Source organism: Paenibacillus sp. FSL K6-0276, assembly GCF_037977235.1.
Taxonomy (GTDB): domain Bacteria; phylum Bacillota; class Bacilli; order Paenibacillales; family Paenibacillaceae; genus Paenibacillus_AQ.
On the sequence record NZ_CP150276.1, the window covers coordinates 1,311,779 to 1,328,358 of the forward strand.

A 16,580-nucleotide genomic window follows, 5' to 3' on the forward strand; every position below is an offset into this window, starting at 1 on the left:
TATGGGGGATGGGTACTGGATTAGGGGGAAGACGAAGGAAGAAGGCAGCATGGTAGTAGAAGCGGCAATGGTTCTTCCGATCTTCCTACTGTTTGTTCTGTTCCTAATTTCTATCGTACAGATGACCTTGTATTCGACAGCCTTGCAAAGCACAGCATCCGATACTGTGAAATCTATTTCAACGCATATGTACCCGGCAGCTTTGGCGGTACAGAAATGGGGGGCAACAAGTGAAACTGGTGCTGATCCAGTGAAAGGTGCCACGGATCTATCCGCTGGCAATCAAGCTGAATCGAATTGGACGATTCCTCGCTTGTCACTTACAGATTGGGGCAGTAGTTATGCAATGTCATTACCTAAACCGCTGAATGAGTGGGTCATGTCGGCTTTAGATAAGGGCGAGGGACCTCTGCAGAAGCTACAGGCTGAGACCTCTGAGAGTGTACTGGATCTAGCGATTAAACCCTTATTGAAGCCGTATCTGTCATCGGACTTACTGGATTATGATCGAATTCATGTATCCAACATTATCGTGCCTGAGTTAAAGAAGGGTACCCGACCTTACTTTGGATTGGTTGTTAGCTATGAGCTGCCGATGAAGGTTCCTTTTCTAAACCAACACATTGTACTTGAAGCAAGTGCTGTTGAACGTCTTTGGATCGGGGATACAGGAGAGGGTACAAATAAGGGCAATGACGGCACTGGTAAACCAGAGGATTTCATTACAATTTTGGGAAAACCAAATCCAGCTGTAGCCAATAAGCAAGGTAAAGTTCGTGCCAAGATTCCGCCGAATGCTTCCGCTAGCTTATCCGTTTTTTATAAAAGCGGGGGAAGCACTGCTAAATATTTAGGCTGGAAACAAGCGGATGCGGACGGATATATCGAGTGGGAGTGGAAAATTGGTGTAAATACCACACCGGGCTCGTGGCCATTTGTAATTCAGCTTGATGACGGTAGATCTATTGAGGTTATGTTCACAGTAGTGAAATGAGTGAAAGGGAAAGGAGTGTAATCCATGGCGGAGTGGGCATTCTGGGGATGTCTGCCGTTTCTGGTAGCTGCATTTATTACGGATCTAAAGTCGATGAGAATACCAAACTGGATCACTGCGTCAGGCTTGCTTGCCGGTCTGCTTGCTCAAGCGCTGATGAACGGCTGGGATGGACTGCTGAAGGCTGGTGTAGGTGCTGTTGCAGGATTTTCAGTACTTCTGATCATGCATTTGATAGGGGCGGTTGGCGCGGGGGATGTTAAGCTTTTTGCCGGGATCGGGGCGTGGACAGGAATACTGTTTACATTGCAGGTCGTGATGTACTCCGTTCTGTTCGGAGCTTTAATAGGCTGGCTAATTGTTATAAAGAGACGGGAGACAAGTAGGCGTACGCGTAAGATCATTAACACAATTTCTGGATTTATATTATTAAAGAGTTCATTCCTAGTAAGAAATAAAGATAGTGAGCTGTTGAGATTTCCTTTCATGCTGGCTGTAATCCCTGGTACCATATGCGCTTATCTTTATTTTTGAAATAGGAGGTGATGATGCTTGTTGTACGGATTAACCCGTGACTTTATGCAGCAGGACGGTATATATATGATGCTTGGCGAACCAGAAGGGATGCCGGTGGGTAAGCTTAATATGGTTCAAGCTCGTATGCTGATGAACACCGAAATTCCTCATCATTTAAGGTTGTTACTTAGGGAAATCGATTTAAAGGTTACCATGGAATATGCTGTTCTGCGCAAAAAAATGCTCAGTCATTTGCTCAAAAGTGAGAAGTTGAGCATGACCTCATTTTTTGGCTTACTTCTACAAATTGCACAAGGGATGGAAGATGGCAGGTTATATATGCTTCGGGCGGATCAATATGCTTTGCATGAAGATTATATTTTTATTGAAGGCTCGTTGCAGAGTGGTAAGGTATACCTCACCTATATCCCTGTTCAGGGGAATGAGTCTACTTCTAGGCTGGGAGAGTCCCTCAAGTCGCTGATCATGGTGCTAATGGCGTCTATCACAGAGCTTACTGGCAGTGGTGTTCAAAGAGTATTGCAATACTGTGGGGAAGAGGAATTTACACCAGCGGGCTTAAAGGGTCTTCTCTCAGAGCTGTTGACAGAGGGCGACTCTAGTAGAGGACAATTCAGTAGTAACGAAGAAATGGCATCCATCTCACCTAAGATGACAGAAGTGCGTCTGATAGAACCAGAAAGACGAACGCAAGAGAGAGCAAGGGAACTGTCTGTGAATGAGGTAGCTGCTCCCCAGAAAAAAATAAGTGAGCGGAACGAGGAAAAGGTTCTGAATACGCAACCGAACTCAGCGCCTTGGTTAAGCGGCTATCCCAGTCCTAGTCTTAGGATGAAAGAAGAGGAGAGGTTGCATAGTTTTTCAGACGATAATAAGTTGACGAATTCACAACCCTCAAGCTCAAGAACCTATCTAATTCTAGGCTTCCTATTAGGAGATGCCCTACTATGGAAATTCCTATATCTGAATAGTCCCAAGCCGTTATGGCTAGCCGTTTGTGGGATCGCAACGATCACATTGGCTGTCTTAAGCTGGATGGTATGGAGTGAAATGATAAGGTTTGGAAGTAACGAAGAAAAGGAACATACGAGTGAGGATTCTGAAGATACAAACTGGAGTCCGAGTCGAAGAGAATTGGAGTGGAATTTCGGTAGGAATCCTGTGACCACTGCGCGTCCCGCAGCAACGATTCCAAAGGTAGATCCGCATCCATCCGATCCTTTATCTAGCATTCCATCATTACGATCTGAATCAATCACAGAGGAACATAGCTTTGTAACACCACCAGAGCCTATAGCGCCAACTGCTTTATTATCACGGGAGGAAACACCTGAGCAAGGTAAACGAAAAGACATGTTAGCTCGAAATGTTCCTTATCTCAAAAGAAGCGATGAGGAAGAGGCAGAGACGGAAACCATTGCGTTAAACCGAACTAGCTTCATCATCGGCCGCTCGGCAGAAGTAGCTCAGTATGTGGAAAGATCAGAAGGAGCTTCAAGAGTACATGCAGAGATATCTAGGAGTTCAGGCGGATACGTACTAAAGGATCTCGACTCCAGAAATGGAACGATTTTTCAGGGAGAAGTCATGATCCCTTATAAAGAGTACCCGCTGTCAGAGGGAACCGTATTTAAGATTGTAAAAGGAAGTTACACATTCCACATGGGATGAAGAGTACAAGCAAAGAATATTGATTTTGCTATTTTTTCCTTTTCAAATCTTCTAAGGCGGTTTGAAGTGTGGGAAAGGTAAAGCTAAAGCCCTGCTCTAATGCCGCTGAAGGAAGGACGCGTTGTCCTTTGAGTAAGATCTCGGACAATTCACCTACTGCTGTTTTTAACAGGATGGCTGGTAGTGGGAACCAATGCGGCCGTTTGTATACTTTGCCGATCGTTCTACCGAACTCTTCGTTCGTAACCGGATGTGGAGCAGTCGCATTAACAGGTCCGGAGATTGCGGGATTCTGAATACAAAAATCGATCAGACGGACGATATCCATCAGGTGAATCCAGGAGACCCACTGCTTTCCAGTGCCAATGTTACCACCAAAGCCGAGTAAATAGGGAAGCTTCATCTTGGGGAATGCTCCGCTTTGGTTGCCGAGCACAACCCCAGTACGCAACTTGATCACACGGATATTCTTGTATGCTTCATCTGAAGCTTCTTCCCATTTCTTAACCACGTCAGAAGGGAAATCCATGACATGGGATGGCGAAGATTCACTAAAGATATCTTGTAAAGAAGTTCCGTAAATAGCCACAGCGGATGCTTGAATAACTACAGAAGGTTTGTGTTTCAAAAGGTCGAGTAGCTTAGCGGCAGAGGAAACGGTTGCAAGCCGTGATTGCATAATTGCTTTTTTCCCGCTTGGACTCCAACGCTGGCTAAGTGAAGCTCCAGCAAGATTGATCAAGGCGTCCGTATTTTCTACGGGAGTTGAATCAGCGTTTAGGCTGTCCCATGTGTGGTAACTCAGCTTAGGATGATAAGGTGCAGCCTTAGGTAGATTGCGACCGACGATTGCGACTTCATTGCCTGCTAGTAGCCAGTATTTTGCTAGTTCGCTGCCAATAAAACCGGTGCCGCCACATATCACATATTTCATAAGGTTGGCCTCCGTTCTGAACGCGACATTTGATTAACAATCACTTAAACAAATGCTGGTAAGCAGAGTAATCGATTTTATTCTTTTCGAGAAAATTGACGAGGAAACGATTGTCACGCCGCGGTGTGGCGACTATGTAACCTTTAATACAGTGATCACGAGTAACCTCTTTCGCATTGCTTTCCACAGCGATCTTACCGATCTCGGCAGCAATAGAATGTTTGGCGATATCGCGAAAAGGACTAGGCACAGGTTGGACAAGCTGGTCTAAAAAAGCTTTTGATTCATCACTCCAGAGTGAACGGCTGCGTTCCACCCAGTAATTTTGCCAGTCTAGCTTTGATTTTCCATCGGCTTTCGGCAATACCTTTAGGAATTTTCGGAACATAAAAAAACCGCCGATACACATGGAACCCAGCAGCATAAATGTCCAGAAAGCGATAGAGTTCATGAACCAATTGCTCGGTGTTGCGGATAATAAACCAAGTCCTGATTGGATAGACATGCATACACCACCTTTTGGCAATGAGTATTCTCACATAATTTACTCTCATATTAAAGTATAGCTTATTTCCAAAGTTTTGCGAAGCAGAACCCAGCATATTGACCTTGTCTAGATTTATTTTTCTGATCACGGTAGAATAGGGGATAATTCGTGAAGGAAAGAGGGAAGAAGTATGCTGAAAATAGGTTCACATGTGTCTTGCTCGGACAAGGGTCTTTTGACCGCAGCAAATGAAGCAAATGAGTATGGTTCCAGCTCATTTATGATATATACAGGAGCGCCACAGAACACGCGCCGCAAGCCGATTGATGCCATGTATCCCGTTGAAGGGAAGCAAGCAATGAAAGAAAACGGTGTGGAGGAGATTGTCGTTCACGCACCTTACATTATTAATCTCGCTTCCTATAAAGAGAATACGTATCAGTTGGCTGTTGATTTCTTACAAGAGGAAATCCGCCGTACGCATGCGCTTGAGGTCAAGCATATCGTATTACATCCAGGCGCATTCACTGATAAGGATGCTGAGTACGGTATCCAGCGGATTGCAGATGGCCTTAATGAGGTTCTTGGGGGAACCAATGAAACGGATGTTCATATCGCTCTAGAAACTATGGCTGGTAAGGGAACAGAGATCGGGCGCAGCTTCGAAGAGATTGCTTCTATTATTGATAAGGTTGAACATAACGAGCGTTTGTCCGTATGTCTTGATACTTGTCACATTCATGATGCTGGCTATGATATCGTTAATGACTTGGATGGTGTTCTAAACAAGTTTGATGAGATTATCGGCTTGAATCGTCTTGGGGTTATTCATATCAATGACAGCAAAAATCCATGTGGAGCAGGTAAAGACCGTCATACTCCAATTGGTTCGGGTTGGATCGGCTTTGAGACGATTAACAAAATCGTCCATCATGAGAAATTGGCAGGGCTACCTTTCATTCTGGAGACGCCATGGGTTGGTAAAGATGCTAAGAAACAGCGTCCGATGTATGAGGTGGAGATCGCTTTGCTCCGTGGTAACGTAGCTGAACGATTTGGACCGGAGTTTATAGAGGATGTTGAAACACTGCGCGCATTTTTTGCTAAGAAGGAGATCGATTCCCGCCAATATGTGCTAAATGTCTGGGAGATGCTGAAGAACGATGCCAAGGCTAAAAAAGCTGATCCACGTGAACCGCTGGAGCGTCTATATGATGAAGTCATCGCTGCTGAGCTGTTCCCGCAATTGAGCGAGGAAGCAATTAATCATCGCTTGATTGCATGGTTAGCAGGCTAGTAAGTGCTCGTTCACGCATAAGTTAGACTTCAGATTGCACATGTAGATGAGAGGATGGGATGAGGATCATGGAATTACACGTAAAAAGAAACAATTCGTCAGGTGTTGAGTCATATTCCAACCGGGCGCGTATGCTCATTTCCTGTCCTGACGGACCGGGAATCGTGGCGGCTGTATCACATTTTCTGTATCAGCATGGCGCGAATATTGTGCAATCAGATCAGTATACGATGGATCCAGACGGCGGAATGTTCTTCATGAGAGTTGAGTTTGATCTTCCCGAATTAGGAGATCGTCTGGAAGAGATACGTTCTTTGTTTGGTGGGGTGGCTGAACGTTTCAAGATGAACTGGAAAATCTTTAATGTCCGTCATAAAAAAAGATTAGCCATATTTGTCTCTAAAGAAGACCATTGTCTTGTGGAGCTGCTCTGGCAGTGGCAAGCAGGCGATCTAGAAGCTGATATCGCTCTCGTCGTTAGCAACCATTTGGATATGAAATCGTATGTCGAGTCCTTCGGCATTCCTTTTCACCATATTCCAGTTACAGCAGATACTAAGGCTGAGGCGGAAAAACGTCAGCTTGAGGTCATCGGAGACGACATTGATGTTATAATTCTGGCTCGGTATATGCAGATTATTTCACCGTCGTTTATTGAGCACTATCGCCACCAGATTATTAACATTCACCACTCCTTCCTGCCAGCCTTTATTGGCGGTAATCCTTACGCCCAAGCGTACCAACGCGGGGTGAAGATTATCGGAGCAACTGCTCACTATGTTACAGAAGAGCTTGATGGTGGCCCGATTATTGAACAGGATGTACAGCGGGTCAGTCACAGTGATGATGTCATCGAGCTGAAGCGGATTGGACGCACTATTGAGCGGGTTGTTCTGGCTCGTGCGGTGAAATGGCATATCGAAGACCGGATCCTCGTCCATCAGAATAAGACTGTGGTATTTAAATAAAGAGTTATTTTCCGGTGAAAGCCTACGGTATAAGCCTTAACGCTTTCACCGGAACCTTATAATCTAATAGCTCTCTAAATCTCCAAAGGTAAAAAAAGCATTTTACCAGCAGCTTGGCTATTTACGCCAAGGTGCTTTTTGTCGTTTTTCAAAACTGTGTTTTTGAGGAGGTGGAAGGTTTGTCTTTACAGCGCAGGCAACTGTTGAAACGCAATTATTTCTTCGCAAGTCTCATTTTGATTACTGGAGTTGGCGGACTGCTAGGCTATGATCTCTATTTCAAGCCCTATGTACTATCCCGAACCGTGGTCAAAATTAAGGTGGAGGGCGGGGAGCTTTTACCCAAAAACTATGAGCTGAAAGCAAGTGATTTATATCTGGATTCTGTTCAGACCAAGGATATACCTTCGGGTGTAATTACAGAAATCGCACAAGTGGAGCACAAAATTACGAATGTCAATCTGACCAACGGAAGTATTTTGACGGCATCATTAGTGGATGTTAGTGATTTAGAGCCCCTAAAGGATGAAGGGATTTTTCCTATACCGAAGGAGGCTATCTATGCCATCAATGGTTCACTGCGCAGCCGGGATAAGGTAGATATTTATCTTGTAGATGGAGACCGAGAGAGGCGGAGTGAATCGCTTAGCCCAAATAACAAGAAGGAAGAGGAAGAACTGATCGTGCAGAGCCCAATTAGCGAACCTGCAAAGGAGGTGTTTATATCTGGAGTCACCGTGAATTATGTGCGAACAGAAGACAATAATGATGTGCTGGATTCAGAAAAGGGCAACAACAATAATCGTTTCACTTCGACTGGCAAGGTGGCGACACCAGAATTGAAGCTGAAGAAAAGTGATGGTGAGCGGCTTGGACAATTCTTGGAGCAGGGGAAGAAGCTGTGGATCGTAAGGGTCGAGTAGGAGGGAAGAGCCTTGAAAATATTTAGTCTAGGCATAGATCAGTTAACCATTAATGATATCAAAAATGCAGGATTTATTGTAATCACACAAAGTGTACTTCCTGATCCATCTCATGCAGAGGGCCATATGTTAATGGTTACCAGTGACCAGATTCAAGCTCAGTCACTTAGAGAACTGCGCCGGGATTATCCGAACTCAACGATCCTGTATGTATATTTGCAAAAGGGAATCAGTGGTTACCAAGCTGTACATATGCTGTGTGAAAGCTTAGGAATCTATTTTATCCCTCCTCGTTCTACCTCGTCAGTGGTGATAGAGAAGATTCGTTTTATTCTAGACGAGGATGGGGAGGAACGAAGTAATCTGGTTGGTTTTTTTGGTTCAGGTCCAGGGATTGGCTGCACTAGTGTAGCCAAACTGTTCGCAAGGCGGATTGCCGCGGCAGGTCTTCGTGTAATTGTCCTTGGACTTGATTTATATGATCCCGGATATGACCGCAAAGCTACCATTAGTCTTGATAGGCTTCGATCAAGGCTCACAGGGAAGATGATTCATGATGAGGATTTTGAACAATTGATTAAGCAAGACGGCTACTCGTATCTCCCAGGCAATTACGATTACTTGAGCGCACAAGATTATCAGGAGGATGAGTTTGAATATTTTTTGGCTAGAGCTGGGGCAAATGCAGATGTGGTTATTGCTGACTTTGGCTCTATTCCAGAAAGCGCTGCGTGGTATGTCGGAATGCACAAATCGGCACTGCGTATGATCGTCACTCATCCAAAGCATGAATATAGACTCGAACCTCTACTAGAGCTTGCTGGGCATATGGATCTACGTCCACATGATTTTCAACTGATTATTAACCGCAGTAATGTGGAAGAAATATCTTCGCCTAAAAATCTAGCGCTTCGCTTTGGGACTGAAATCTTGCTGGAGCTACCGTATTACCAGCCCTTGCAGGAAAGCTTACCTCTAGGCAAAAAAGAGCTGCAGCATGTGGATGATAAGGTACATTCTCTGCTCGTGTCCATGAGCCTAGCGCCAGAAGCTAAAAAGAAAGGTATATTCCTATGAATGGAAATCAAGCGAATCGTCCGTTGTTCTCTCTAAAACAAAGTATCCTACGCATGAGCAAACCGGGTAAGGAAGACTTTTATGCATTTTTGCAAAAAATGAAAAACGATATGAACGAAGGGCTGGAGCGTGAGGATGATGCTTACTTCGAGTTAAATGCGAAGGCGCTAATTGGCGATCCGCAGGCGGTTAGCTTTTTTATGAATGAGATTGAGAAGTACTTACGGAAGACACCCTTTACGGGCAAGGTTCCAGAAGCATACCGAACGGCGGCAGAAGCGCTCTATCACGAGTGGAAGGGCTTTGGTCCGGCGTATCGTTGGTTTACTGATCGTGCATACAATGAGTCAACCGGGCTACAGATGATCGGAAAGCAAATCTTTTATAACCATAAAGGTGAGTTTGTATCTTATCCATATGAGATGCCTTCACTAGATCGGGTCGAACAGTTAAAGCGCTCCTTATTAAAAAGTGATCCCAACAAAAAGCTGAATAAGGACAACCCTTCAGTGGAGTTTAAAATGGATGACCCGCTCTGGCCTGGTCGATTTATTCGGCTTGCCATTTGGGTATCCCCGAGAGTATGGGATGGCTTCACTACAATATCGCTGCGACGACAGGTTGTAGAATTTCTGAGTTTGGAAGATCAGGCGGGTACGGAATGTATTCCTGCGGAGGCGGTCGAGTTGATTCGGGCGTTATCATCCACCTTTCGTAACACCATTATTGCGGGTGCTGTAGGCTCGGGAAAAACAACCTTTGCAAATACGATAGTCGGCGAGCAACTGCTCGGATCCTCATCCTGTATGGGCGTGGTGATGATCGAGAAGCATCCGGAGTCGATTTTACCTTACCAGATTAAGGGGCACCGAATTATTCCGATACAGGCTGCGAACGAGGAATTGATGGAGGTAGGGGTAGAGTCTCTGCGGCATGATCCAAACATTTTGTATATGACGGAGATGCGGTATAACGAATGGGAATTTTATTTGTGGAGTGGGGAGAAAGGGTATGACGGCATCACCGGAACTTTTCACACCGTAGATTCGGAGGATATCCCTTATCAAGGCGCATTTGCCGTGTCGACAAGAATTGGTGGGAGTCTTAAGGGGCATTTGATCTCTGCACTGAAATCATGCGAGCTGGTCTTTATTTTGGAAAGTGTTCCGAACGGGAAAAAGCGGCTGGCGCGAATATCAGAAGTCTTTTACGAAGATGAAAAGAACTCCGTATTTGCGAATGATCTGATGCGCTGGGAACCTCAGAAAATGTGTTGGTCCTATAATGACAAGCTGACGAAGAGCCTGATGCTGAAGATGACTAAGAAGGATGCGCAGGCGACACAGTTGCTCCAGAAAGAGCTGGGACGACTTGCAGCAGTAAAACCAATGGATCAGCCTATCAAGGAAAGCTTGAAATCTAAGATCGTTCTTAACGAGTGAGGAGGTGAAACCGTGGATTTATTATTGTATATTCTTCGTTTTGTCCTTCATTTGTTGATTGTTTGGGGAATGTGGCTGCTCATTAAACCGCTTATCGAACGGCATTTACGGCAGGTAGGTCAAAAAGTCGATTTTCGTATCAAACATAAAATGAGTATTTTTGGCAAAAGAGTTAGCTCGGTTAAAAAAAGGTTGTGGCTCTATCGTCATCTTGATAATCTTTTATATTTCGTACATCGAAAATATGAGCCGGGAATTAGCGTTATGCGTTTTGTCATGCGTACAGCAATAGTATTTATCGCAGTTTTTCTATCAGGACTACTGACGATAAGTGAGCTTCCTGGGCGTTTGAGTTTTAACAATCCTTTTCTGCAGGGGATCACCTTTAATGAAGGACATTCGATCCAGGGGGCTTGGAGATTTCCACTTTTTATGGCTGTGATTTCTGCGACGATTCCTTATTTTCGTATGAGATACATCTACGCGCAGAGGAAGGTGCATGGAAGCTATGATTTACTCGATGTGGTCAAGATCTCCACCAAATTCACTCATTTGTCGGTAGATTCCATTCTAGATCGGACAGCGGATTTTCTTACGGATAAGAATGTGCTAAAGGGTCCTTTGAAGCTGCTAGGAGCTGCATTTTCTAATTACAGTAACGAGAAGGAGCTTGTTGAGGAAGCCGGGAGATTTTCCAATGCGATTGGCACTACCTTCGCCCTTGAATTTATATCGGATCTGCTCTATGCCGAGAAGGAAGGAAGTCGTTATTTAAAAAGCTCGCTGATGCTGTTAAACCGTTCTATGGAGCAACAGAGGGAAACGATTTTGACTGTAAAAGCGGGAAGTAGAGATGCGATCAGCCTTGGCTTATATGGGAATCTTTTGGTGCTGGTATCTACGATCGGAACCTTTATGTACATGCTGAAGCCTGATGTCTATTTCCAATTGCAGTTTGAGACTACGGTAGGGCTTTCTTTTTTGATGGTGATCGTCTCCGGTCTTTTTATTTCTTTTGTGATCAGCACTATTCTCGCCAGACCTAAACTGGACTACCACTAAGGTGATGAGCTATGGACAGATTGTTACTATTAATTACTGTAATCGGGATTGTATATGTCGCATTACTTGTCTTTGTAAGCAGTAGTAGTAAACAGGAAAGATATCTTGTCCGATTAGGACTACGGTGGAATGAGCTTGGGGAACGGGTGCAGGGGGATAGACTTCAGCAATTATTGAATGATTCTGGTTTATCGATTTCTGCCCGTAAAATTACGCTTTTCCGTTACTCGGCAGCGCTGATTTATTTAATAACTCAAGTTGTCAGTGATTTCATTCGTTCTAATTCTTTTTCTATCTATGACCCTCTAATTGCTCTACTTATTCTCGTAATCAGCAGTCCGATGCGCTATCTTCCGTTTGGCTGGGTGCTTGCATGGCTTCATCAAAAAACGGTTATTAAAAAAGACGGTGAGCTGATCTCTTTCATCCGTCTATACGAGAATAATCGTCTACGGAAGCGCGGATATGCGCAATTTGGCACTTTTTGCGGGAGTACGGCTGGACATTTTCAATATATACGTCAGGACTTGTACGAGTTGTCAGAACGAGCAGTAGATGAGGGTGTAGAGGGGGCGATTGAATGGTTTTGTGCCAAGTTTCCGGATAACCATAGTTTTATTAATGACATCCGGTCCATTTTGCTGGCTACTGAGGGTATGGACGACGACACAGAAGCGGCAAATTATTTGCGTGAACAAGGTAAGATTATCTCCAAAATCTCTAGCGATCAGTACTTGAAAAAGTGGTCTTTTATCGGTGATCTATCTACGATCATTAATGTTATCCCATCGATTGCTACTTTTTTGATGATCGTCGCGATGGCGATGCAGTACATTTTACTGATCAAAGGGAATTTTAATGGGGTCGGCATGTTCCAGTGAAAAATTGTATATTCAATATTATTTAAAAAATATAAAATAAAAGGGAGATTTTAACAATGAAAAAGGACGCTATTTCTACAGGTTTGTTTATTGCTATCGGATTTTTATGTGTGGCCATCGTAATTGCCGTTTTGATTCCTGTGGTGCGAGAGGTAATTGATGCTACGGATGATAACAAACCAGATATCCCGGGTGTAACTTTAATTCAGCCGATGGATTCCAGCCAAACTGCAGTTGCTCAGGTCTTGACCCACACTTCGGTTTAACTCGACTATGAAAAAAGACTCTATCTCCATTGCAATGTTTCTGGCCATTGGTTTTGTAATCGCAGGGATGTTTATCACAGTAGCTACGCATATCATTGGCAGCAGTCAGGACGATATCATCACACATACTAAGCAAGTAGAGCAATATTAGAAGGAGGCGTTTCTATTGAAGGAGACCGTCCTCCGGGCATTATTCATGTGGCTTGTCCTGTTTATTATCCTGCAGCCCATCTTCACCTATATTGATTATCTGCTAGATTTACAGGTCAAAGCTAATACGTCCTACATTATACAAAAGGCTGCAACGGAGGGGATGGTCACAGCGTCTATGCGGAACGAAGTGATTTCTAATCTGAAAGCAATCGGGTTCTCGGAGGGTTCCATAGAAATTACGAGCAGTACGGATACCATTCAGGAACGCAAACAACGAATTGATGTGTACGTAACTGCGCCGCGGATAAATTTGTTTCCGTATAACTTTTCCACGGTTTCGCAGCCGACCCGATATTATGGGCATGGGTCAATTATGAGTGAATATCTCGATTGATTAAGGGATGATCCTAATTTATGGATTATATTATTAAGCTGGCATTTGTCCTACTGATCTTTATCTACTCCTGGTTCTTTCAGATTCAGAACCAGGAGTGGGACATGCTGCGCAGCATGCTAAAAGACGCAAACAATATCGCTGTTCACGATGCCGCGCAGGAACTAGATGAAATTGAACTCACACGAGGTCGTCTAATTATCGATCCCACGCTTGCTTATGATACTTTTCAGCATGCCTTGCAGGCGAATCTTGGACTAGATAACGCTCTTTCCCCCCAAGTGGGCAGCCGTTTTAAGAATCAAGTAAAGATCGTGAAGTTTGATATTGTTGATGATTCGGATGGAGTGACGTTTCCACTTTTATACGAGGATAGTGAATATGGCATTACCAAATACATAGAGGGTCCCTCGGTTATTGCCGTCATTGAGACGGAACATCCGCTGCTGATCTCCAGAGCCAAAACACAAGAGCCAATCAGAGTACCTGCAGTTCAGGAGTATAAGTTCAATAAGTAGGAAAAATCCAATTGAGAAAAGGGAGAGATTCGAGGATGAAGAAGAGAATTGTAAAAGCAACTTTGGTAGCGGCAATGTTATTTAGTGTGGTATTGGGGCAGGGAGTGTTTGCAAATGCGGAAACGGTTACACCAGTAGTTACAGCTAAGCCAACCGCATCCGCGATACCCACAGCAACCGTGAAACCTACAGCAACGCCAGCGCCTATTATGAGGGATAATCTGAGTAAATTTGGTCTGAAAAAAGATGTGGATCTTCCGCTAACAATCAGCGCTGGAGGATTAAAGTACACGTTGGAGAAGCTGATGTTTTATGACGTAAAGTCTAAAGAAGCACAATCTCTAATGAAGATGTATGATTATTCTGAAAACATTTATAAAACACCTACTAAATATATGGTATGGACTAAACTCACCATTGAAAATAAGGGTAGTAAAGTCATTCAAGTAAGTGCTGTAGATTTGAGTGCAAAATGGAATTTAAAAGTGGATGGTTATAATCTTCTTGCACCTGCACCTGGAAATAAAATGTTAGAGTTGAACAATAAGGAAGCATTGTGGAATTGGGTGTTGAAACCGGGTGAAAAGCTATCTAGCTATCAGATGTATGGGTATATTAAAGACCCTTCAGTTATTTCTATATACGTTAATCTTGGAGGTGATTTTGAAGAAAAATACATTGTTAAACGTCCAGGGGAGTAATTTATATGAAGAAAATTTGGGTTGTTCTGCTTACAGTTATACTAATTTTTATATATATCCCACAGAACATTAAGGCAGCTAATTCGCAAAGCAAAACAGTGTCAATACCTTCAGAAATTCTTAATGGGTCTGCAAATGCTCAAAAATCTTACTACTTAGATCTTCCAAGTGGAGTATCCAATTCGGCAATTGATGTCTCTTCTCTTAAATATAATGGCACTAATCAAAAAGTTGCTCTTACAATGGAGAATGGGAAAATAAAGGTTACTTTAAAGGGCGTTGAAGCAAAACAACGAATAGATAATGTACTCGGGTATAATGCCTCGTTTGAAACCCTTTTTTTAACAACTCCCGGTAATTCTATTTGGCGATATTCAGACGGAGTAAGATGGCAGATAAATGAATGGGACCCATACATTAATGCTCAGAAACATTACGATAAAAATGGACAAGGTAATGGTACACCTAGAAATGATCCCCCTGATATGACGGTGGTAACTCAATCAGCAGTATCACGTTCGGGAATTAAATGGTACGACCAAAACGTGAATTCGGTAATAGATTCATCTCAAATCATAGAGTCAACCGTCAAATTATTTGTACCTAAAGAAATGCTTCCAACAACTTATGTTAATCATAATGTTGTAAATGGGAATCAATTTATTATTTATTTTAAAACTAACGCAGCTTTAAAAAATTATGGTCCTGAACCATTAAGTCCGAATTTTGACAAAAGTGGTCATGCGCTGGGGAGACGTTATAAAACAGACTTAAGCTACTACTTTACTGCTTCGGCTAATGTAACATCCTACAAATACAGTGGTAACGTCTCTTTCGACTACAATATCCCTACAGAACCTACGCTTACCGGTACCGTAACTCTAAATAAACCTAATCCCAATCCTACAAAATTGGGAGATAAAGATGAACCCGTTCAAATTTCATTAATGGGGCAACTGCAAGGATACAATGATGCTTCAAACATTGACGAGTGGGTGTTCTATGCTAAAGAGAAAGATAGGAACAATACACTCAAAACGAAAAAGGAATCTGCAAAGACATTTAACGTAAGCACTTTATTTGATTTTGAGATCAAAAAATCGAGTGTAATGGGCGAACATTTTACTCAGGAATATGCTTTAACCGTTCTCGTCCGCTTTAAAAAGCCAATAGTCACAATGAGTGGGACCATCACCTCTCTGGAACAACCTCTACAGATTTCGGCAGGTGTTTATAAAAACAATCCCCCAGTAACGTTTCCTCCACCACCAACGAAACCGACAACTCCTGAAGGAAAGCCACCTATAGCAAGAATTTCAGCACCGAGATACGTCAAAGCAGGAAATGATACGCTTATTAGCGGAGCAGCATCCTATGATCCAGATGGATACATCCAAGACTACTGGTGGGATACTTCAGGGGCCCAAGGGGAGATAGGAAATACCTCAAGAGGGAATGTGTGGTATACGATTGATCAAATCGGTGAGACATTTCCAATAGCGCTCACAGTTGTAGACAACACTAATCAATTTGGGAGTACGAGTACAGAAATAACTGTTACTGTACCTACCCCCAATGCAGGTATATCGATAGAAGGAACGCTTAAACAAAATCGTAAAACGACATTGATCAATAGAAGCCAGAGTCCAACACGCTTTCCGTTAGTATCTAATAAAACACGAGTTACCATCACTGCTGTTTCTGGTGGAACGAATGCAGATATTAAGTACAGTGGCACATTGTCTGATTTTGAAAGCAAAGACGTCTTATTTAAGAAACCTGGAAAATATAAGGCTACGATCTATGTGGAAAACACGCTTGGATATTCTTCAAGTGATGAGATCACTTTTGATATTATTCCAGATGAAGCCCCTTATAACTATTTTACTCTGCCTGGAGTGGTATATCGAAATCCTGACTACGGTAACAAAGCGATTGTTTCTTTGGACGATATCTCCTATTCGCCTGATAAAGATGTAGTAGGTCGGAGAATCTGGGAGTATCGCTATGATTCTAATAATGACGGGAGTTTTATCGGAGAACCTTGGACGATCTTCAGTAATGAGAACAAAGACCGCTTAAATTTAGAGCTGAGCGAGGTAGGGAAATATGAAGTCCGACTTACTGTGTTTGAAGAGTTTGGTCAACCAACCATTGATGAGTTTGTGACAGAAGCTGATCGGAAATCTACAAATTCAGATGGACAAAAGTTAAGCTCACGGATTGTAGAAGTGAAAAATCGAGCGCCAGAAGTTGATTGGTCCTGGTAGGAGAG

General features: G+C 43.3%; 18 protein-coding genes. 16 read left to right on the forward strand and 2 right to left on the reverse strand.

Annotation, left to right across the window (positions count from 1 at the left end; genetic code table 11):
* Nucleotide 1: 1 nt before the first annotated feature.
* From MHH52_RS05940 to MHH52_RS05950, 3 genes are read left to right on the forward strand one after another with little or no spacing between them, the layout of a single operon-like run.
* Nucleotides 2-994: a TadE family protein gene (locus tag MHH52_RS05940; protein WP_340007258.1), complete on the forward strand. Its 993-nt coding sequence runs from the start codon at nt 2-4 to the stop codon at nt 992-994.
* A gap of 24 nt (nt 995-1,018) precedes the next feature.
* On the forward strand, nt 1,019-1,528 hold the full coding sequence (locus MHH52_RS05945; RefSeq protein ID WP_340007259.1) for an A24 family peptidase: 510 nt from the start codon (nt 1,019-1,021) through the stop codon (nt 1,526-1,528).
* Nucleotides 1,529-1,546: 18 nt separating this feature from the next.
* Nucleotides 1,547-3,202, forward strand: a complete 1,656-nt coding sequence (locus tag MHH52_RS05950) for a DUF6382 domain-containing protein (protein ID WP_340007260.1) — start codon at nt 1,547-1,549, stop codon at nt 3,200-3,202.
* Nucleotides 3,203-3,230: 28 nt separating this feature from the next.
* On the opposite strand, the gene MHH52_RS05955 is transcribed toward MHH52_RS05950, so the two are convergent.
* Nucleotides 3,231-4,136: a TIGR01777 family oxidoreductase gene (locus tag MHH52_RS05955; protein WP_340007262.1), complete on the reverse strand. Its 906-nt coding sequence runs from the start codon at nt 4,134-4,136 to the stop codon at nt 3,231-3,233.
* A gap of 40 nt (nt 4,137-4,176) precedes the next feature.
* Nucleotides 4,177-4,641: a DUF2621 domain-containing protein gene (locus MHH52_RS05960; RefSeq protein ID WP_042124904.1), complete on the reverse strand. Its 465-nt coding sequence runs from the start codon at nt 4,639-4,641 to the stop codon at nt 4,177-4,179.
* 172 nt (nt 4,642-4,813) lie between these two features.
* Here MHH52_RS05960 and MHH52_RS05965 point away from each other — a divergent pair, with 172 nt between their 5' ends.
* The 13 genes from MHH52_RS05965 to MHH52_RS06025 all read left to right on the forward strand — a co-directional run bounded on the left by MHH52_RS05965 (nt 4,814) and on the right by MHH52_RS06025 (nt 16,575).
* Complete coding sequence (locus MHH52_RS05965) at nt 4,814-5,920, forward strand: deoxyribonuclease IV (protein ID WP_340007265.1); 1,107 nt, start codon at nt 4,814-4,816, stop codon at nt 5,918-5,920.
* A gap of 68 nt (nt 5,921-5,988) precedes the next feature.
* A complete protein-coding gene (gene purU, locus MHH52_RS05970) occupies nt 5,989-6,888 on the forward strand; it encodes a formyltetrahydrofolate deformylase (RefSeq protein ID WP_283910588.1) in 900 nt (299 codons plus the stop codon).
* Between the two features lie 179 nt (nt 6,889-7,067).
* Nucleotides 7,068-7,811 carry an SAF domain-containing protein gene (locus MHH52_RS05975; RefSeq protein ID WP_340007266.1) on the forward strand — a complete coding sequence of 248 codons (744 nt, stop codon included), beginning with the start codon at nt 7,068-7,070 and terminating at the stop codon, nt 7,809-7,811.
* Between the two features lie 12 nt (nt 7,812-7,823).
* Nucleotides 7,824-8,888: a hypothetical protein gene (locus MHH52_RS05980; protein WP_340007267.1), complete on the forward strand. Its 1,065-nt coding sequence runs from the start codon at nt 7,824-7,826 to the stop codon at nt 8,886-8,888.
* 53 nt (nt 8,889-8,941) lie between these two features.
* On the forward strand, nt 8,942-10,330 hold the full coding sequence (locus MHH52_RS05985; RefSeq protein WP_340007270.1) for an ATPase, T2SS/T4P/T4SS family: 1,389 nt from the start codon (nt 8,942-8,944) through the stop codon (nt 10,328-10,330).
* 12 nt (nt 10,331-10,342) lie between these two features.
* Nucleotides 10,343-11,392 (forward strand): hypothetical protein, encoded by a 1,050-nt coding sequence (locus MHH52_RS05990; RefSeq protein ID WP_340007271.1) that lies wholly within the window; start codon nt 10,343-10,345, stop codon nt 11,390-11,392.
* An 11-nt stretch (nt 11,393-11,403) separates the two neighbouring features.
* Nucleotides 11,404-12,273: a hypothetical protein gene (locus MHH52_RS05995; RefSeq protein ID WP_340007272.1), complete on the forward strand. Its 870-nt coding sequence runs from the start codon at nt 11,404-11,406 to the stop codon at nt 12,271-12,273.
* Nucleotides 12,274-12,329: 56 nt separating this feature from the next.
* Nucleotides 12,330-12,539 (forward strand): hypothetical protein, encoded by a 210-nt coding sequence (locus tag MHH52_RS06000; protein WP_340007274.1) that lies wholly within the window; start codon nt 12,330-12,332, stop codon nt 12,537-12,539.
* A gap of 7 nt (nt 12,540-12,546) precedes the next feature.
* Nucleotides 12,547-12,690, forward strand: a complete 144-nt coding sequence (locus MHH52_RS06005) for a hypothetical protein (protein ID WP_156113062.1) — start codon at nt 12,547-12,549, stop codon at nt 12,688-12,690.
* 15 nt (nt 12,691-12,705) lie between these two features.
* Complete coding sequence (locus MHH52_RS06010) at nt 12,706-13,086, forward strand: hypothetical protein (protein WP_340007276.1); 381 nt, start codon at nt 12,706-12,708, stop codon at nt 13,084-13,086.
* Between the two features lie 20 nt (nt 13,087-13,106).
* Nucleotides 13,107-13,604, forward strand: coding sequence for a hypothetical protein (locus MHH52_RS06015; protein ID WP_340007278.1), 498 nt, complete (start codon nt 13,107-13,109; stop codon nt 13,602-13,604).
* A gap of 35 nt (nt 13,605-13,639) precedes the next feature.
* Nucleotides 13,640-14,305, forward strand: a complete 666-nt coding sequence (locus MHH52_RS06020; RefSeq protein WP_340007279.1) for a hypothetical protein — start codon at nt 13,640-13,642, stop codon at nt 14,303-14,305.
* Nucleotides 14,306-14,310: 5 nt separating this feature from the next.
* Nucleotides 14,311-16,575 (forward strand): hypothetical protein, encoded by a 2,265-nt coding sequence (locus MHH52_RS06025; protein WP_340007280.1) that lies wholly within the window; start codon nt 14,311-14,313, stop codon nt 16,573-16,575.
* The last annotated feature ends 5 nt before the right edge of the window (nt 16,576-16,580 follow it).

Excerpts from the sequence above, each read along its gene's own strand:
- purU (WP_283910588.1), top strand. The coding sequence starts at position 5,989 with ATGGAATTACACGTAAAAAGAAACAATTCGTCAGGTGTTGAGTCATAT.
- MHH52_RS05945 (WP_340007259.1), top strand. The coding sequence starts at position 1,019 with ATGGCGGAGTGGGCATTCTGGGGATGTCTGCCGTTTCTGGTAGCTGCA.
- MHH52_RS05995 (WP_340007272.1), top strand. The coding sequence starts at position 11,404 with ATGGACAGATTGTTACTATTAATTACTGTAATCGGGATTGTATATGTC.
- MHH52_RS05985 (WP_340007270.1), top strand. The coding sequence starts at position 8,942 with ATGAGCAAACCGGGTAAGGAAGACTTTTATGCATTTTTGCAAAAAATG.
- MHH52_RS05960 (WP_042124904.1), bottom strand. The coding sequence starts at position 4,641 with ATGTCTATCCAATCAGGACTTGGTTTATTATCCGCAACACCGAGCAAT.
- MHH52_RS06020 (WP_340007279.1), top strand. The coding sequence starts at position 13,640 with ATGAAGAAGAGAATTGTAAAAGCAACTTTGGTAGCGGCAATGTTATTT.
- MHH52_RS05955 (WP_340007262.1), bottom strand. The coding sequence starts at position 4,136 with ATGAAATATGTGATATGTGGCGGCACCGGTTTTATTGGCAGCGAACTA.
- MHH52_RS06000 (WP_340007274.1), top strand. The coding sequence starts at position 12,330 with ATGAAAAAGGACGCTATTTCTACAGGTTTGTTTATTGCTATCGGATTT.
- MHH52_RS06015 (WP_340007278.1), top strand. The coding sequence starts at position 13,107 with ATGGATTATATTATTAAGCTGGCATTTGTCCTACTGATCTTTATCTAC.
- MHH52_RS06005 (WP_156113062.1), top strand. The coding sequence starts at position 12,547 with ATGAAAAAAGACTCTATCTCCATTGCAATGTTTCTGGCCATTGGTTTT.
- MHH52_RS05940 (WP_340007258.1), top strand. The coding sequence starts at position 2 with ATGGGGGATGGGTACTGGATTAGGGGGAAGACGAAGGAAGAAGGCAGC.
- MHH52_RS05965 (WP_340007265.1), top strand. The coding sequence starts at position 4,814 with ATGCTGAAAATAGGTTCACATGTGTCTTGCTCGGACAAGGGTCTTTTG.
- MHH52_RS06025 (WP_340007280.1), top strand. The coding sequence starts at position 14,311 with ATGAAGAAAATTTGGGTTGTTCTGCTTACAGTTATACTAATTTTTATA.